The following is a 14272-nucleotide window of genomic DNA, read 5'->3' on the forward strand; positions in this document are numbered from 1 at the left end:
AATCGCACGCGGTAAGGATTACCCATGGAAAACACATTCTCAGATGTCAGCGAAACCGGATTTCGCTTTGGTTTTATGGATCCAGTTTTTGGTTTTATCGGCATTCAGATCGACGGCGCTGGCCTGACCTTTGACGCCACCACCGGTGCCCCGACAGGGGGCACAATCTCGACCCTTGATTTCTATTCCCAGGATGGTGCGGGCGGACTGGTGATTTTTCGTCTGACCAACTTCCCGGACCCCACCGTCGAAGGGCTGAACACCGCCCTACCGGAATGGTATACACCCGAAAAATTCTTTACGATCATTTTGACCCAGCCGGGTGTGCAGTTGACCACCGTGGATCTGCCACCCCCGCCTGCCGATGATCTGGTCCTCGTGGGCACCGCTGATGACGACACCCTGACCGGCCTGTCTGGCGATGACAGCATCCGCGGCAATGACGGCAATGACCGTATTTTCGGCGGTGCGGGCGACGATGATCTGCGCGGCAACAAAGGCAATGACCTGATCGAAGGCGGCGCCGGAAACGATACTCTGCGCGGTGGGAAGGGCGACGACCAGCTTTACGGCAATCAGTTGTTTTCGTTCGATACCGAGGATGGCGACAACACGCTTTATGGCGGGCGCGGCAATGATCTGCTGGAAACCGGGAATGGCAATGACCTGCTGAATGGCGGCAGCGGCAATGACCAGATCACCACATCCGGCGGCAACAACCGGATCATCGGCGGATCCGGTGACGATACCATCCTGGGCGGTGTCGGGAATGACCGGATCTCTGGCAATGACGGAAACGATACGATCGTCGACTTGGGCGGGGTCAACCGGATCTGGGCCGGTGCCGGTGATGACACCATTGCCGTTGTCGGAAATGACAGCCGTATCTGGGGCGGCAGCGGATCCGATACCTTTGCCTTTGCAGATACGACCCTCGCCAGTGGATTGCCCGAGCAGCCGACAGCCGGAACCGCGACCCTCTTTGATTTCGATGTGAGCGATGACATCTTTGCCGTTCAGTTCGACACCGATACCACGGCCCAAGAACAGTTCGACGCATTTCTAGCCCAGGCCAGCCAGAACGGCGCCAATGTGAACTGGACCAGTTCTGACGGGGCAACAACGGTGGTTCTGCGCAATACCGATTTGGACGATCTGATGTTGAGCAACTTCACCGATGTCGATGGCAGCCTTGCTGTGTTTGGCTGATGACCCGTCTCTTACCGGTGTCCCCGCGGGGACACAGATGTGTTGAGATTTACCAAGCATAAGAGTCTGTCCCCGCGGGGACAGTCCTCTTGGCAGGGGGATCCGGGCCGCCTACCTGTGCAACCACGCACGAATGCGTGATACGAATGAAGTGGACCTGTTTTGACGCCGTTAAAGACTGCCAACCTTACCCTGTTGATCCTGTTTCCCATCGCATGGTTCGCGCCGTTGATGCGCGCAGGCTTACTGCCGTTGTTCGGGCTGAGCGAAATCTCTGTCATCTCTGGCCTTCAGGCGCTTTGGAGTTCTGACGTCATCCTGGCGTTGATCGTCACCGCCTTTGCGATCTTTGCACCCTATCTCAAGACCATCGGTTTGGCGCTCATCCATTTCGGATTGATGAAACGCAAGGTCCTGCCGGTGCTGGGGATCCTGGGCAAGCTGGCCATGGCGGATATCTTTTTGATCGCGATCTATATCGTCGTCGTCAAAGGGATCGGTGTGGGCAAGGTTGAAACGGCCTGGGGGCTCTACCTGTTCACGGCCTGTATCCTCGCCTCGATCCTGTTCAGTTGGGCGACGGAGAAACACCGCAAATCAGACGCCACCAACACGCACGAGACCCGCCAGGTCGTTTGACCTTTCGCGCGGCGTCGGTCATCCCTGCCCCATGGCAAAGATGACATCGTTTTCCTGTTCGGCCTGCGGGGCGACCCATTCCAAATGGTCGGGGCGTTGCGAGGCGTGTGGTGCGTGGAACACCATCGTTGAAGAGGCCCCTCTTTCCGCGGGGCCTGGCAAAAAGGCACTGGGGGCCAAGCGCGGGCAGGCCATGGTCCTGTCGGATCTCAGCACCGACGAGGCCCCGCCTCCCCGGGTCAGTGCGGGAATGGTGGAACTGGACCGTGTGCTGGGCGGCGGGTTGGTCCCGGCCTCGGCCACGTTGGTGGGGGGCGATCCCGGCATCGGCAAATCGACGCTTTTGCTGCAGGCGGCGGCACGGTTTGCCAAGGCGGGCACCAGCACGCTTTATGTTTCGGGGGAGGAAGCCTCGGCCCAAGTACGGATGCGGGCCCAGCGACTGGGGCTGGCAGACGCACCGGTCAAGCTAGCCACGGAGACAAACCTACGCAATATATTGACAACGCTGGATGAAGAACGGCCAGATCTGGCAATCATCGATTCCATCCAGACCATGTGGTCCGACACGGTCGACTCGGCCCCTGGATCAGTCTCGCAGGTTCGCGCCGCCGCCCATGAGCTGGTAACATTCGCCAAACGCCGCGGCACCGCGGTGATGATCGTGGGCCATGTCACCAAGGAGGGCCAGATCGCCGGTCCGCGCGTGGTGGAGCATATGGTCGATACGGTCCTTTATTTCGAAGGGGAGCGCGGGCACCAGTTCCGCATCCTGCGGGCGGTGAAAAACCGATTTGGCCCGTCGGATGAGATCGGGGTGTTTGAAATGACCGGGGCAGGTCTGGCAGAGGTCACCAACCCCTCTGCCCTGTTCCTGTCGGACCGCGACGCCCCTGCCCCCGGATCGGTCGTGTTTTCCGGGATCGAAGGCACCCGACCAGTTTTGGTGGAGTTTCAGGCCCTGGTGGCGCCGACCCCGCATTCCCAGCCGCGCCGGACGGTCGTGGGCTGGGACAGCGGCCGGTTGGCCATGATCCTGGCCGTGCTGGAGGCGCGGTGCGGCATCCCGTTCACCGGCTTGGATGTCTACCTGAATGTCGCAGGTGGCTTGCGGGTCAGCGAACCGGCTGCCGATCTGGCTGTGGCCTCTGCGCTACTATCCGCCCGCGAAGATGTGGCTTTACCGAAACAAATGGTCGTTTTCGGGGAGATTAGTCTCAGTGGGGCGCTCAGACCGGTGGGGCAAACTGAAAATAGGTTGAAAGAAGCCCAAAAACTTGGTTTCAACGCGGCGGCTTTACCTGCCGGGTCCAAAGGCGCGGCTTCGGGGCTAGAGATCCGCAAGATGGCCGACCTGACGGCCTTTGTCGGAGAAATGTTCGGCGCAGGATAAGCGCCCAAATCGGCAGAGCAGGACGGGACAATGGAATTTACGATTTTCGATGCTGGGGTGGCCGTGGTCATCGTGCTGTCGGCGATACTGGCCTATAGCCGCGGTTTGGTCCGTGAGACGTTGGCGATTGCGGGTTGGGTGGCAGCGGCCATTGTCGCCTATCTGTTTGCGCCGCGGGCCGAACCGATCGTCCAGGAAATTCCCTATGTTCAGGATTTGCTGGATAATTGTCAGACCTCGACCATCGGGGCCTTTATCGGCCTGTTCGCGCTATGTCTGATCGTCTTTGCGCTGTTCACGCCGCTGTTCTCGTCCCTTGTGCAGCGTTCGGCCCTTGGCGGGCTGGACCAGGGGCTTGGCTTTCTGTTTGGCGCGGCCCGGGGGCTGCTGCTGGTGGCCATCGCGCTGGTTGTCTATGATTTCGTGGCGGGCACGCAGAACTTTGAGATTGTGGATAACAGCCAGTCTGCCAAGATCTTTGCCTCGTTCAGTGAGCAGTTGACGACCGAAATTGCGGATCGCGAGACAGCCCTGGCCTGGTTGACCGGTAAGTTTGAGGGTCTGATGGATGCGTCCTGCGGCGCACCGGCGACCACAACCGACAGCTGAACGTCAGGTCACGTGACAAGGGGATGACAGGGTAACGGCAACCCGTTAATCAACGGACAGCGACTCGTGTATCGGAGTGTGTCTTGCCGCTTGCCCCTTCCCCGCTGACAACCAACCCGTTTGACGATGACAAACTGCATGAGGAATGCGGGGTTTTCGGCGTAATCGGTGCCCAGGAAGCCGCCAATTTCACCGCCCTTGGGTTGCATGCGCTGCAACATCGCGGTCAGGAGGCCGGCGGGATCGTCGCATATCATCCCGATCACGGGTTCAACTCGGCCCGGCGGTTTGGTTATGTTCGGGACAATTTCACCGAAGCCTCGGTCATGGAGACGTTACCCGGGGCGCTAGCCATCGGGCATGTGCGCTATTCGACGTCCGGGTCCAAGGGGCATACGGCGATCCGCGATGTGCAGCCGTTCTTTGGCGAATTCTCCATGGGCGGCGCGGCCCTGGCCCATAACGGCAATATCACCAATGCTGCGGCCCTGCGGCGTGAATTGATCGACCGCGGTTCGATCTTTCAAAGCTCCTCCGACAGCGAATGCATCATCCATCTGATGGCGCGGTCCCTGCAACGCGATATCCCGGAGCGGATGAAGGATGCCCTACGCCGGGTTGAAGGGGCGTTCAGCATCGTTGCCATGACCCGGACCAAGCTGATCGGCGTGCGCGACCCGCTGGGTGTGCGGCCTCTTGTCCTGGGTCAGTTGGGCGACGGCTGGGTCCTGAGTTCTGAGACCTGCGCTCTGGATATCATCGGGGCGGATTACATTCGGGAGATCGATCCCGGCGAGATGGTGGTGATCACCGCAGCGGGTGTGGCCAGCCACCGGCCGTTCGAGCCCCGCCGCCCCCGGTTCTGCATCTTTGAACATGTCTATTTCTCGCGCCCCGACAGTATTCTGGGGGGGCAATCGGTCTATGAAACGCGCCGTCAGATCGGGGTGGAACTGGCACAGGAAGCCCCTGTTGAGGCTGATCTGGTCTGCGCCGTGCCGGATTCCGGGACACCCGCGGCGATTGGATATTCCGCAGCCAGCGGGATCCCGTTTGGGATGGGGATCATCCGCAATTCCTACGTCGGGCGGACCTTCATTGAGCCGACAGAGCATATTCGCAACATGGGTGTGCGCCTTAAGCTGAACGTGAACCGGGCCCTGATCCGCGGCAAACGGGTGATCCTCGTCGACGACTCGGTGGTGCGGGGCACAACGAGCCGCAAGATCAAGGAGATGGTCCTGGATGCGGGTGCGGCAGAAGTACATTTCCGCATCGCCTCCCCCCCGACGGCATGGCCCTGCTTTTACGGGGTGGACACGCCGGAACGGGAAAAGCTGCTGGCCTCGACCATGAGCGAGGCCGATATGCGCGATCATCTGGGTGTGGACAGCCTGAAGTTCATCTCATTGGATGGGCTGTATCGCGCTGTTGGAGAAACCCGGGGCCGAAACGCAATCGCGCCGCAATATTGCGACGCGTGCTTTTCCGGTGAATACCCTGTTGAACCGGCAGACATGATCAATCAGGGCTTCAAACTCAAACCGGCAGCCGAGTAATATCAGGCGGCTGTCTCTGCCTTACATAATGCGTTACGAAGAACCAAAAGCTCGTCGCGGCTGTTGGGGCACAAATCGGACCCAACTTTACCAAGTTCGTCCCGAAACAGGACAACCAACTCGTGTTTTGAAATACGCGGCTCTGCTTTCTCTTCCAAAGGCTTCGCTGTGCGGGAGCGCCAGGATGGGATCGCAATCCGAAGTAACGGAGCAGGCCGTTGGCTGAAACGTTTTGAAATACTCATGTCAACTCCCCCTCGTTCGATTCTCTAACGTTAATATTGTGTAAACAGGCGTACCAAACAGGGGGAACACAACGCAATAGTTGTCATTTTGGACAAAATTACCTCTTATCACCCCATAGTAATCTGAATTTAAACAGTTTTCTGACATGATTAACGGGCGTTACCCATCAAAAATTAACGCCACGTTAATAGGAGTTTTTTTGCCTACATATCTTTTTCGCCTAAAATAAAGGCAAATATATCGGCAAAAATCAGCGCATCGGTCAACTTGACCCCTGCGATACGACAGGTCACACACGACTCATGAAGACATGTTTAGTCACTGGAGCGTCTCGTGGGCTGGGTGCGGCGCTTGCTGAGTCGCTGACACCCTCCCATCACGTGATCGCGGTCGCCCGTACGGTGGGTGCGTTGGAGGAACTGGACGACCGTATCCGCGCGCGGGGTGGCGAAGCGACCCTGGCGCCGTTGGATGTGACGGATGCCGGCGCGATGTCTCATCTGAGCCGGTCGATCTTTGACCGGTGGGGGGGGCTGGATCTGTGGATCCATGCCGCGGTGCATGCCCCGCCCCTGTCCCCCGTGCCGACCGTGGACCAAAAGGACTGGACCAAGACCTACAAGACCAATGTCGAAGCGACGCTGATGATGATCACCAATATCGCACCGGTTCTGGCAGCGACATCGGGCGCCCGGGCCGTGTTTTTCGATGATCCCCGTCGTGGCCAGAAATTCTTTGGCGCCTATGCTGCCAGCAAGGTTGCCCAGATGGCCTTGGTGCAAAGCTGGCAAAGCGAGACGGTCAAGACCGGCCCCACCGTCACGATCCTGCAGCCAGCCCCCATGGCCACCGCAACCCGCGCGCGGTTCTTCCCCGGTGAGGATCGTTCAAAACTGGCCACACCCATGGACGAGGCACAGCGGCTGTTACCCCAAATCCTGAGCTAGAGCGTCGTGCGAATAGCTCAGGAATATCCAAAAAGCCGCGCCAAATTTTAGTACCCGTCTTCCCGGCGGCGATACATGATCCGTTGACGGGTATCTGACGCCTCAGTCAGCGCACCCTGATGCACGATGGTGTCTTGCTGCGCCCGGCAATAGGCATCGGCACTGATCCTGTTCTTGATATCTTCCAGCAGAACACTGAACTGATCCACAATATCGTCCATCTCTTCGCGGTCATCGGCATCTTCCTTGGCCAGAGTAACCCGTAAGTGCCAGGTCGATGTCTCGTACCGCAGGACAATCTGCCGGACATTCGACGAAATCGCGCCAATCATCGCCGCGCGAAACATGGATTCGATCCAAACCCAATCGGAAAGTGTGGGTTCTGCCATTAGTCGCTCCAGTTCGGATTGGTTGGGACGACACTGGGTTTGGCCGTGCCCTTGATAATGAAAATGTCCGTGGGTTGGTCCAAGTAACCCGCCCGCGGATTGTTGTTATAGCCCGTCACCCCTTTGACACGGACAATCGGGAACCCGTGCATATTGGTTCCCAGAACCTCGGCCTTGCCGTTTTTTGCTGCGGTCAACACAGCCTGTGCGTCATCGGTGCTATTGAAGTAGCTTCCCTGCCCCCGCTGAACCCATTCCGGACGATCCTTGACATGGCGGTATTGTTTTTGCGTTGAGATTTTACTGGCCACAGGTGTGAAATCATGGGTCGGTTTCGGCTTTGGGGCTGGCGCGTCTTCGGTTTTGTTCTTGGGCTTCGCTTGGGCCTCGGGGCCGTCGGCATCGCTGCTACGTTTGCGATTTGAATTGCCGCCGCTGCTTTTCGTGCGGTCAGTGCTGCCACCACCATTGCCGCCTTTGCCTTTTTTGCCGCTGCCGCCTTTGGGGATCTTGGGTGTGACGCGGCGCAGGAGGGCCTTGAAGCCTGCGACGGACAGGATGGTGATGGCGGCAGCCAGCAACCCGGCGGCGACCTTTAGGTCACGGTCAGATGTGGCACTGTCGACGGTTGTAAAAAACTCCCCCACCTTTTCGAAGGCCTTGAGCGCCTCCCATCCGGCAAAGGCCAGCCCCACGCCCAGCAACACGCCATCCACGATGAAACCCACGCCGACGGCATGGCTGCCCGCCCAGACCACCAGAATGCCTGCCGTGATGGCCAGGTTCTGGACGGAAAAGAACCCCTCGATCTCCTTGCGGGCCTGGGCGCCCAGCTTGTCGCCAACCTCGTCGGGGACCATCTCGCAGGCGCGCATCATCTTGTCGCCAAAGCTCATGCCCGCGACATTGTTCCCCGGGCGCGGCGGTGGCAGACGCTTGTCGATCCCTGCAGCCCGCAGATCCGCCTCTGTCGTGCCCGCCACATCATCAAGACGGACAAGGGCAGCCACCAGGGCACCTGTTTCGACGGCCCGCATGACGGCATCCACGACGTCGGCATGGGTGGCAGTGGGGCCAAAGCAGACGCCGATTTCGGGCCATTGCTCTGTCGCGAGGCGCAGCTGTTCCGCGCCGCCCAGCACCATCTCAGCCGACATCAGAAAGACGCGGATCGCACCGGCATCCGTGCTATTATCGACCTCGACAAACGAGGGAAACAGCTTTGCCGGTCCGATCACGGCGCGGTCGGGATGCAACGTGATGTCGCAAATCTCAAACGGGTTCAAAACACAACCATCCAAATAAGTCGGCATCTAATGCGTGAAGCCCGCCGATATGAGACCGTCAATGCCCCCGGAATTCAATGGAAAACTGTCGGCCCACCATAGCTTGCTGATGGCGCGGCCATCACCTAATCAGGAGGAAATGAACGGGGGCGCGCAGGATGCGTATTTTGATTACGAATGATGATGGGATTAATGCGCCTGGCCTGAAGGTCCTTGAAGAGATCGCAGCCACGATAGCTGGACCTGACGGGCAGGTTTGGGTCGTGGCCCCGGCATTTGAGCAATCCGGGGTTGGTCACTGCATCAGTTACACCCACCCCACGATGATCGCCAAGATGGGGGAGCGGCGGTTTGCGGCAGAAGGCTCCCCCGCCGATTGCGTGTTGGCCGGCATCCATGATGTGATGCAGGACAACCCGCCCGATCTGGTTCTGTCCGGCGTGAACCGGGGCAACAATTCTGCGGAAAACACCCTGTATTCCGGCACGATCGGCGGCGCCATGGAGGCTGCCTTGCAGGGTTTGCCCGCCATTGCCCTGTCGCAATATTATGGGCCGGGCAACACGGATCTGGCCAATACGTTCGAGGCGAGCGCGGATCACGGCGCCGCGGTCGTGCAATCGTTGCTGGACCATGGCGATTGGTCCCGCAGTGCCGGCTACATGACATTCTACAATGTGAACTTTCCCCCCTGCGCGTCGAAGGATGTGCAAGGCACGCGGGTCGTGGCCCAGGGCTGTCGCGAAGGCGTCCGGTTTTCGACCGTGCCGCACCAGGCCCCGTCGGGGCGCAGGTTTCTGTGGGTGCGGGGGGGCGCGCAGAACGTGGCGACGGCACCCGACACGGATGCGGCCGCCAATCTGGCCGGTTACATCTCTGTCACGCCGATGCGGGCGGATTTGACGGCCCATGACCAGTTGAACGCGCTGAAAGTAGCCTTGGAATGACGCTGGATGCCGAACGCAAGATGCAGTTCCTGTTCGCGCTCCGCTCAAAAGGGGTGACCGACAGGCATGTCTTGCAGGCCATGGAAAAGATCGATCGGGGTGCGTTTGTCCAAGGCCTGTTTGCCGACCGCGCCTATGAAGACACGCCGCTGCCCATTACCTGCGGCCAGACGATCAGCCAGCCATCGGTCGTTGGGTTGATGACCCAGGCGCTTCAGGTGACGCCACGCGACAAGGTGTTGGAGGTTGGCACAGGCTCGGGCTACCAGGCCACTGTGCTGGCCCATATGGCACGGCGCGTCTACACCGTGGACCGGTTTCGCCGCCTGACCCGCGCCGCCGAAGAGCTGTTTGCCCGGTTGCAACTGACCAACGTCATCACGTTTACCGCGGACGGATCGCACGGATTGCCCGACCACGCGCCCTTCGACCGTATCCTTGTGACCGCAGCTGCCGAAGACCCGCCCGGTCCCCTATTGGCGCAATTGCGGAACGGGGGTATCATGGTTTTGCCGGTTGGTCAGTCCGACACGGTCCAGACGCTGATCCGGGTGACGAAAACCGAGACGGGGCTGGATTATGACGAGCTGCGTCCGGTGCGTTTCGTGCCCCTTCTTGAAGGGCTCGGGCGGGAATAACAGAGTACAGTGAGCTGCGGTAAGGTAACACGAGATCAGGACATCCGATCAACGGATGCCGATATTTGAGGAAGAGCCCATGCAACGCGCCGTTTCGCGTCTATTCATTTTATCCGCGTCCTGCGTGGCCCTGGCGGCGTGCAGCGACTTTGACTTTGACCTGCGAGAGAACCTGGGCAACGGGTTCGACACGTCTCAATCGGTGGGCATTGCCGCCGGTCCCCGCCCCATCGCCGATGATCGCGGCATCATTTCGTATCCGAATTATCAGGTCGCGGTAGCCAAGCGCGGCGACACGGTGGCAAGTGTCGCCCGGCGCGTCGGCCTGCCGGCGGATGAGCTGGCCAAGTTCAACGGTGTCCCCGAAAACGCCAACCTGCGCGAGGATGAGATCCTGGCCCTGCCGCGCCGCGTGGCGGAACCGCAGGTCGTCCAGACCGCGGGCACCATCGCGCCTGCGGGTCAGGTCGATATCCAGACCCTGGCCGATGGCGCGATCCGTCGGGCGGAACCCACGCCTGCCGCGGCACCTTCCCCGGCGCCTGCGGCCCCGGCCAGCAACGAACCCGTGCGCCACAAGGTTGTTCGGGGGGAGACGGCCTATTCCATCTCGCGTCTTTACAACGTGACCATCCGGTCCCTGGCGGATTGGAACGGGCTTGGCAGTGATCTGGGCGTGCGCGAGGGGCAGTTCCTGCTGATCCCCGTGGCCAATGGTCAGCCGCCGGAACGCCGCGTGGCCGCGACCAAGCCGGGAACCGGCAGCCAGACCCCCCTGCCCCCGAGCGCGAAGAAGCCGCTGCCTGAAGAAAAGACCGAGGCCGCCGCCAAGACGCGCGAGAGCAAGCCGAAGGGTACGCCCCCCTCGCCCAAACTGGATCAATTCAAAACCCAGGCCAGCAGTGGCAAGATGACCACGCCCGCCTCGGGCAACATTATCCGCGCGTTCAAAAAGGGTAAAAGCGAAGGGATCGACATTGCCGCAGCCGCCGGTTCACCGGTCAAGGCTGCCGCATCGGGCACCGTTGCCGCGATCACCCAGGACACGGATCAGGTGCCGATCGTCGTGCTGCGCCATGATGGTGGTTTGCTGACGGTCTATGCCCAGGTTGACAATCTGAAGATCAAGAAGGGCGATAAGGTGCAGCGCGGTCAGACCATCGCGACGGTCCGCAATGGCAACCCGTCCTTTGTACATTTCGAGGTGCGCAAGGGTCTGGAAGCCGTCGACCCCGCGGAATTCATTGGAAATTGAACGCGTTGCGTGGCGCTGTTAAAGTGCCACGCCTTGTCGCCCCGCCAAGTCGATGAAATATTGCCACGCGACACGGCCTGACCGGCTGCCGCGCGTGGCTTGCCATTCGATGGCTTCGGCCCGCAGGGTATCCTCTGCAATATCAACGCCATATGCCCCGCAATAGCCGCGGATCATGGCCAGATATTCATCCTGACTGCAGGGATGAAAGCCCAACCACAGCCCGAACCGATCACTGAGCGACACTTTCTCTTCCACAGCCTCGGACGGGTTGATGGCACTGGAACGTTCATTTTCGATCATGTCGCGGGGCATCAGGTGGCGGCGGTTCGATGTGGCATAGAACACCACATTCTCAGGCCGCCCCTCGATCCCGCCATCCAGGACCGCCTTGAGGGATTTGTAGTGCTGGTCGTCATGGCTGAAGGACAGGTCGTCGCAAAACAGTACGAACCGCTGATTTGCCCCACGCAGCAGCGTCAGCAAACGCCCGATGGAGGGGAGATCTTCGCGCTGCACTTCGACAATCTTGAGGTCATGGCCACGGCGCACGGCCTCGGCATGGACTGACTTGACGAGGGACGATTTCCCCATCCCGCGCGCGCCCCACAAAAGGGCATTGTTGGCGGGCAGGCCGCGGGCAAATTGCAACGTGTTGTTCAGCAGGGTGTCGCGACTGCGATCCACCCCCAAAAGCAAAGCCAGATCCACGCGGTTGACCCGATCTACAGGCGCCAGCCGATCCGGGGCCACGTGCCAGACAAACGCCTCCGCCACGGTGAAGTCAGGGGCAGACAGCGGGGCCGGCGCCATCCGCTCCAGTGCGGCGGCGATCCGCTCCAATGCGGGGTCGGTCATACCTTGTCAAAGTCCTCATCATCGGCCCAGTCGTCGTCTTCATCGTCGAGCAGGCCCTGTTCGCGCAACTCCTTGTTGCGCTTGCGCTCTACGCGGGCGACGAGCCAGATCGAGATTTCGTACAGACCATAGACCACAACAAACAGGATCAACTGCGTGATCACATCGGGCGGCGTGACCAGCGCGGCCAGGCATAGAATGCCGACAACCGCATACTTGCGCACATCACCCAGCCCCTTGGCCGAGACGAGCCCAGCCTTGCCCATCAGCGTCAAGAGAACCGGGAGCTGAAAACACAAACCAAAGGCGACAGTCATCTTGAGCGTGATATCCAGCGTTTCATTCACCTTACCCTGGAACACGACATCCACGCCGGTGTCGTTTTCTGGCACAACCAGCGCCTCGGGCGTGGCTGGCAAGCCGTCCGGCAATTCAGGTGTCAGCACCGTCGACAACAAGGATGCCGCATCCGCAAAGCCAAGGAAGAACCGCATCGCCAGCGGTGTGACCACGAAATGCGCGAATGATGCCCCAAGCAGGAACAAGAGTGGCGAGGCGATGATGAACGGAAGGAACGCTGCCTTTTCATTGCGATAAAGGCCCGGCGCCACGAAACGCCACATCTGGTGGGCGATCACAGGAAAGGCGATGGCCAGCCCGAACACCATCGAGATGCGGACCAAGGTAAAGAAGTATTCCTGCGGCGCGGTGTACTGCATCACAGGGTTGGGATCACCCAGTTCCCGCATCGTCTTTTCGATGGGGATCAACATGAAATCCAGGATCGCGCCGCCGAAGGAAAAACAAATGACCATTCCGACAAGAAACGCACCAACCGAACGGATCAGCCGGGTCCGCAGCTCTGCCAGATGTTCGATCAGGGGGGCGGCACTGTCGTCGAGTTCGTCGGTATCGGTCGCATTACTCATGGCTTACTCTCCGCGAAGGTCTGGCTGTGCGGCGGGGCGAACCGCGTGCCAAAGCAGGGCCAGAACGGGGATCTGCGCCAACAGGCCCAGCATCCAGCCCCGGATCAATGTCAATTGCAAACCATCGGCCACCAGCCCCATCGATGCCGTAAGCTCCCCCAGATGGGCGGCAAGGTTGCGCAAGCTCTGGGGCGTCAGCACAAATGCCGCAAGGCTGATGCCAGCCAAAAACAGGAGCGGGGCTACGATCATATAGCCCCACGGTGCCTGATAGGCCTCGGGACGCTGTCCAACCCGAAATACCGCGCCCAGTTGGTAGATGATGACCGGCAGGGCCATAAAAACGCCCAACACGACGGACACTTGTGCAAATCGCAAAAAGTATTGCCCCGGTGAAGTGTAGACCATGACCGGATCGGGATCTCCCAGCGCCATCAGGGTCGTCTTGATCGGATGAAGTAATACGTCCAAGGCCGCGCCACTCACGGCAAAACTCAGGATACTGGCCCCGGTAACAGCCGCCGCGGACCATAGCAGGCGTTTGGCCAATTCTGTGCCAAACGTGCTCGGGCGCGCGATGGCGCTGCCCTGCGTCGGCATGGTCATACCTTGTTCTCTTGTTCAGGCGCGGGGGCGGCAGGTGCTGGATCAACAGCGGGCGCAGTTGTTTCGGCCTTGCGAGCGGCCGCCCGTTCAGCGGTTTCTTGCCGCAATTTGCGCGCGGCTTCGGCGCGGTCCTCGGCCAGTTTCTGAGTCTCTGTCCCCATGGGTTTGGCAGGCGCCGGTTTTTCGTCATCCCCGTCCAGCGACGTTGCCTTTTTCAAAGCGTCTATGCCATAGGCTTTGGGGTTGCTCGCAGTCCTCAACGTCTTGGCCATATCGTTCACGCCCGACTGGTCGGCGGCCTCATCCATGGCCCGCGAAAACTCCCGCGCCATACCGCGCACCTTCCCCGTGAACCGCCCTACTTCGCGGAACAACCCGGGCAGATCTTTCGGCCCCACCACGATCAACGCGACGATGCCGATCACCATTATCTCGGTCCAGCCGATGACATATCCTCCCGCTGGGTGGCCGACCGTTGGGTCAGGCTTTGTCTTTTTCGGGCGTATCGACCGTGTCAGCCGTCTCGGGCGTCACGTCCCGGGCATCAGCCACGCCGTCCTCGATCTCTTTCTTGCTGTCATCCACGCCGCGTTTGAACGCGGTGATGCCTTTGCCCACTTCCCCCATCAGGGACGAGATTTTGCCCCGCCCAAACAGGACCAGCACCACTACGGCAATCAGCAAAAGGCCCGGAAGGCCGATATTGTTCAGCATTGTCGTCTCCCATACTGCGCGAGGTCCAAGGCCTCACATTCGGTTCAG

16 protein-coding genes are annotated in these 14272 nt (G+C 60.1%); 9 read left to right on the forward strand and 7 right to left on the reverse strand.

What is annotated here, in order from left to right; genetic code table 11:
* Positions 1 to 24 precede the first annotated feature (24 nt).
* From IU397_RS23710 to IU397_RS09720, 6 genes are all read left to right on the forward strand, one after another.
* Positions 25 to 1209 (forward strand): calcium-binding protein, encoded by a 1185-nt coding sequence (locus IU397_RS23710; RefSeq protein ID WP_204412866.1) that lies wholly within the window; start codon positions 25 to 27, stop codon positions 1207 to 1209.
* A 162-nt stretch (positions 1210 to 1371) separates the two neighbouring features.
* Positions 1372 to 1848 carry a paraquat-inducible protein A gene (locus tag IU397_RS09700; protein ID WP_239479710.1) on the forward strand — a complete coding sequence of 159 codons (477 nt, stop codon included), beginning with the start codon at positions 1372 to 1374 and terminating at the stop codon, positions 1846 to 1848.
* A 31-nt stretch (positions 1849 to 1879) separates the two neighbouring features.
* Positions 1880 to 3241 carry a DNA repair protein RadA gene (gene radA, locus IU397_RS09705; protein ID WP_204412869.1) on the forward strand — a complete coding sequence of 454 codons (1362 nt, stop codon included), beginning with the start codon at positions 1880 to 1882 and terminating at the stop codon, positions 3239 to 3241.
* 30 nt (positions 3242 to 3271) lie between these two features.
* Complete coding sequence (locus IU397_RS09710) at positions 3272 to 3850, forward strand: CvpA family protein (protein WP_204412871.1); 579 nt, start codon at positions 3272 to 3274, stop codon at positions 3848 to 3850.
* Positions 3851 to 3933: 83 nt separating this feature from the next.
* Entirely contained in the window at positions 3934 to 5409 is a 1476-nt protein-coding gene (gene purF, locus IU397_RS09715; protein WP_204412873.1) for an amidophosphoribosyltransferase, read from the forward strand.
* A gap of 548 nt (positions 5410 to 5957) precedes the next feature.
* Positions 5958 to 6602 carry an SDR family oxidoreductase gene (locus IU397_RS09720; protein WP_204412877.1) on the forward strand — a complete coding sequence of 215 codons (645 nt, stop codon included), beginning with the start codon at positions 5958 to 5960 and terminating at the stop codon, positions 6600 to 6602.
* A 47-nt stretch (positions 6603 to 6649) separates the two neighbouring features.
* Here IU397_RS09720 and IU397_RS09725 read toward each other — a convergent pair whose 3' ends face one another.
* Together IU397_RS09725 and IU397_RS09730 are read right to left on the reverse strand one after the other, a co-directional pair.
* Positions 6650 to 6991, reverse strand: a complete 342-nt coding sequence (locus IU397_RS09725) for a hypothetical protein (protein ID WP_204412878.1) — start codon at positions 6989 to 6991, stop codon at positions 6650 to 6652.
* Positions 6991 to 8304: a hypothetical protein gene (locus IU397_RS09730; RefSeq protein WP_204412879.1), complete on the reverse strand. Its 1314-nt coding sequence runs from the start codon at positions 8302 to 8304 to the stop codon at positions 6991 to 6993. Before IU397_RS09730 ends, IU397_RS09725 begins: the two co-directional genes overlap by 1 nt.
* Before the next feature lie 131 nt (positions 8305 to 8435).
* On the opposite strand from IU397_RS09730, the gene surE reads away from it, so the two are divergent.
* From surE to IU397_RS09745, 3 genes are all read left to right on the forward strand, one after another.
* A complete protein-coding gene (gene surE, locus IU397_RS09735) occupies positions 8436 to 9224 on the forward strand; it encodes a 5'/3'-nucleotidase SurE (RefSeq protein WP_204412880.1) in 789 nt (262 codons plus the stop codon).
* Positions 9221 to 9862, forward strand: coding sequence for a protein-L-isoaspartate(D-aspartate) O-methyltransferase (locus IU397_RS09740; RefSeq protein ID WP_204412882.1), 642 nt, complete (start codon positions 9221 to 9223; stop codon positions 9860 to 9862). Before surE ends, IU397_RS09740 begins: the two co-directional genes overlap by 4 nt.
* 79 nt (positions 9863 to 9941) lie before the next feature.
* Positions 9942 to 11117 carry a peptidoglycan DD-metalloendopeptidase family protein gene (locus tag IU397_RS09745; protein WP_204412884.1) on the forward strand — a complete coding sequence of 392 codons (1176 nt, stop codon included), beginning with the start codon at positions 9942 to 9944 and terminating at the stop codon, positions 11115 to 11117.
* Positions 11118 to 11135: 18 nt separating this feature from the next.
* Here the strand turns inward: IU397_RS09745 and IU397_RS09750 are convergent, their stop codons facing one another.
* From IU397_RS09750 to IU397_RS09770, 5 genes are read right to left on the reverse strand one after another with little or no spacing between them, the layout of a single operon-like run.
* Positions 11136 to 11975, reverse strand: a complete 840-nt coding sequence (locus IU397_RS09750; protein WP_204412886.1) for an ATP-binding protein — start codon at positions 11973 to 11975, stop codon at positions 11136 to 11138.
* The gene (locus IU397_RS09755) at positions 11972 to 12904 is read right to left on the reverse strand and encodes a twin-arginine translocase subunit TatC (protein ID WP_204412888.1); all 933 of its coding nucleotides are present in this window, start codon (positions 12902 to 12904) and stop codon (positions 11972 to 11974) included. The genes IU397_RS09750 and IU397_RS09755 overlap by 4 nt, the downstream gene beginning before the upstream one ends.
* Before the next feature lie 3 nt (positions 12905 to 12907).
* On the reverse strand, positions 12908 to 13510 hold the full coding sequence (locus IU397_RS09760) for a twin-arginine translocase subunit TatC (protein WP_204412890.1): 603 nt from the start codon (positions 13508 to 13510) through the stop codon (positions 12908 to 12910).
* Complete coding sequence (tatB, locus tag IU397_RS09765) at positions 13507 to 14016, reverse strand: Sec-independent protein translocase protein TatB (RefSeq protein WP_370541653.1); 510 nt, start codon at positions 14014 to 14016, stop codon at positions 13507 to 13509. The genes IU397_RS09760 and tatB overlap by 4 nt, the downstream gene beginning before the upstream one ends.
* Positions 13991 to 14224 carry a twin-arginine translocase TatA/TatE family subunit gene (locus tag IU397_RS09770; RefSeq protein ID WP_204412894.1) on the reverse strand — a complete coding sequence of 78 codons (234 nt, stop codon included), beginning with the start codon at positions 14222 to 14224 and terminating at the stop codon, positions 13991 to 13993. The genes tatB and IU397_RS09770 overlap by 26 nt, the downstream gene beginning before the upstream one ends.
* Between the last annotated feature and the right edge of the window lie 48 nt (positions 14225 to 14272).

The organism is Actibacterium sp. 188UL27-1 (assembly GCF_016901225.1).
Classification (GTDB): domain Bacteria; phylum Pseudomonadota; class Alphaproteobacteria; order Rhodobacterales; family Rhodobacteraceae; genus 188UL27-1.

Excerpts from the sequence above, each read along its gene's own strand:
- IU397_RS09745 (WP_204412884.1), top strand. The coding sequence starts at position 9,942 with ATGCAACGCGCCGTTTCGCGTCTATTCATTTTATCCGCGTCCTGCGTG.
- IU397_RS09740 (WP_204412882.1), top strand. The coding sequence starts at position 9,221 with ATGACGCTGGATGCCGAACGCAAGATGCAGTTCCTGTTCGCGCTCCGC.
- surE (WP_204412880.1), top strand. The coding sequence starts at position 8,436 with ATGCGTATTTTGATTACGAATGATGATGGGATTAATGCGCCTGGCCTG.
- IU397_RS09750 (WP_204412886.1), bottom strand. The coding sequence starts at position 11,975 with ATGACCGACCCCGCATTGGAGCGGATCGCCGCCGCACTGGAGCGGATG.
- IU397_RS09730 (WP_204412879.1), bottom strand. The coding sequence starts at position 8,304 with ATGCCGACTTATTTGGATGGTTGTGTTTTGAACCCGTTTGAGATTTGC.
- IU397_RS09710 (WP_204412871.1), top strand. The coding sequence starts at position 3,272 with ATGGAATTTACGATTTTCGATGCTGGGGTGGCCGTGGTCATCGTGCTG.
- IU397_RS09770 (WP_204412894.1), bottom strand. The coding sequence starts at position 14,224 with ATGCTGAACAATATCGGCCTTCCGGGCCTTTTGCTGATTGCCGTAGTG.
- IU397_RS23710 (WP_204412866.1), top strand. The coding sequence starts at position 25 with ATGGAAAACACATTCTCAGATGTCAGCGAAACCGGATTTCGCTTTGGT.
- IU397_RS09720 (WP_204412877.1), top strand. The coding sequence starts at position 5,958 with ATGAAGACATGTTTAGTCACTGGAGCGTCTCGTGGGCTGGGTGCGGCG.
- IU397_RS09755 (WP_204412888.1), bottom strand. The coding sequence starts at position 12,904 with ATGAGTAATGCGACCGATACCGACGAACTCGACGACAGTGCCGCCCCC.
- IU397_RS09760 (WP_204412890.1), bottom strand. The coding sequence starts at position 13,510 with ATGACCATGCCGACGCAGGGCAGCGCCATCGCGCGCCCGAGCACGTTT.
- radA (WP_204412869.1), top strand. The coding sequence starts at position 1,880 with ATGGCAAAGATGACATCGTTTTCCTGTTCGGCCTGCGGGGCGACCCAT.
- IU397_RS09725 (WP_204412878.1), bottom strand. The coding sequence starts at position 6,991 with ATGGCAGAACCCACACTTTCCGATTGGGTTTGGATCGAATCCATGTTT.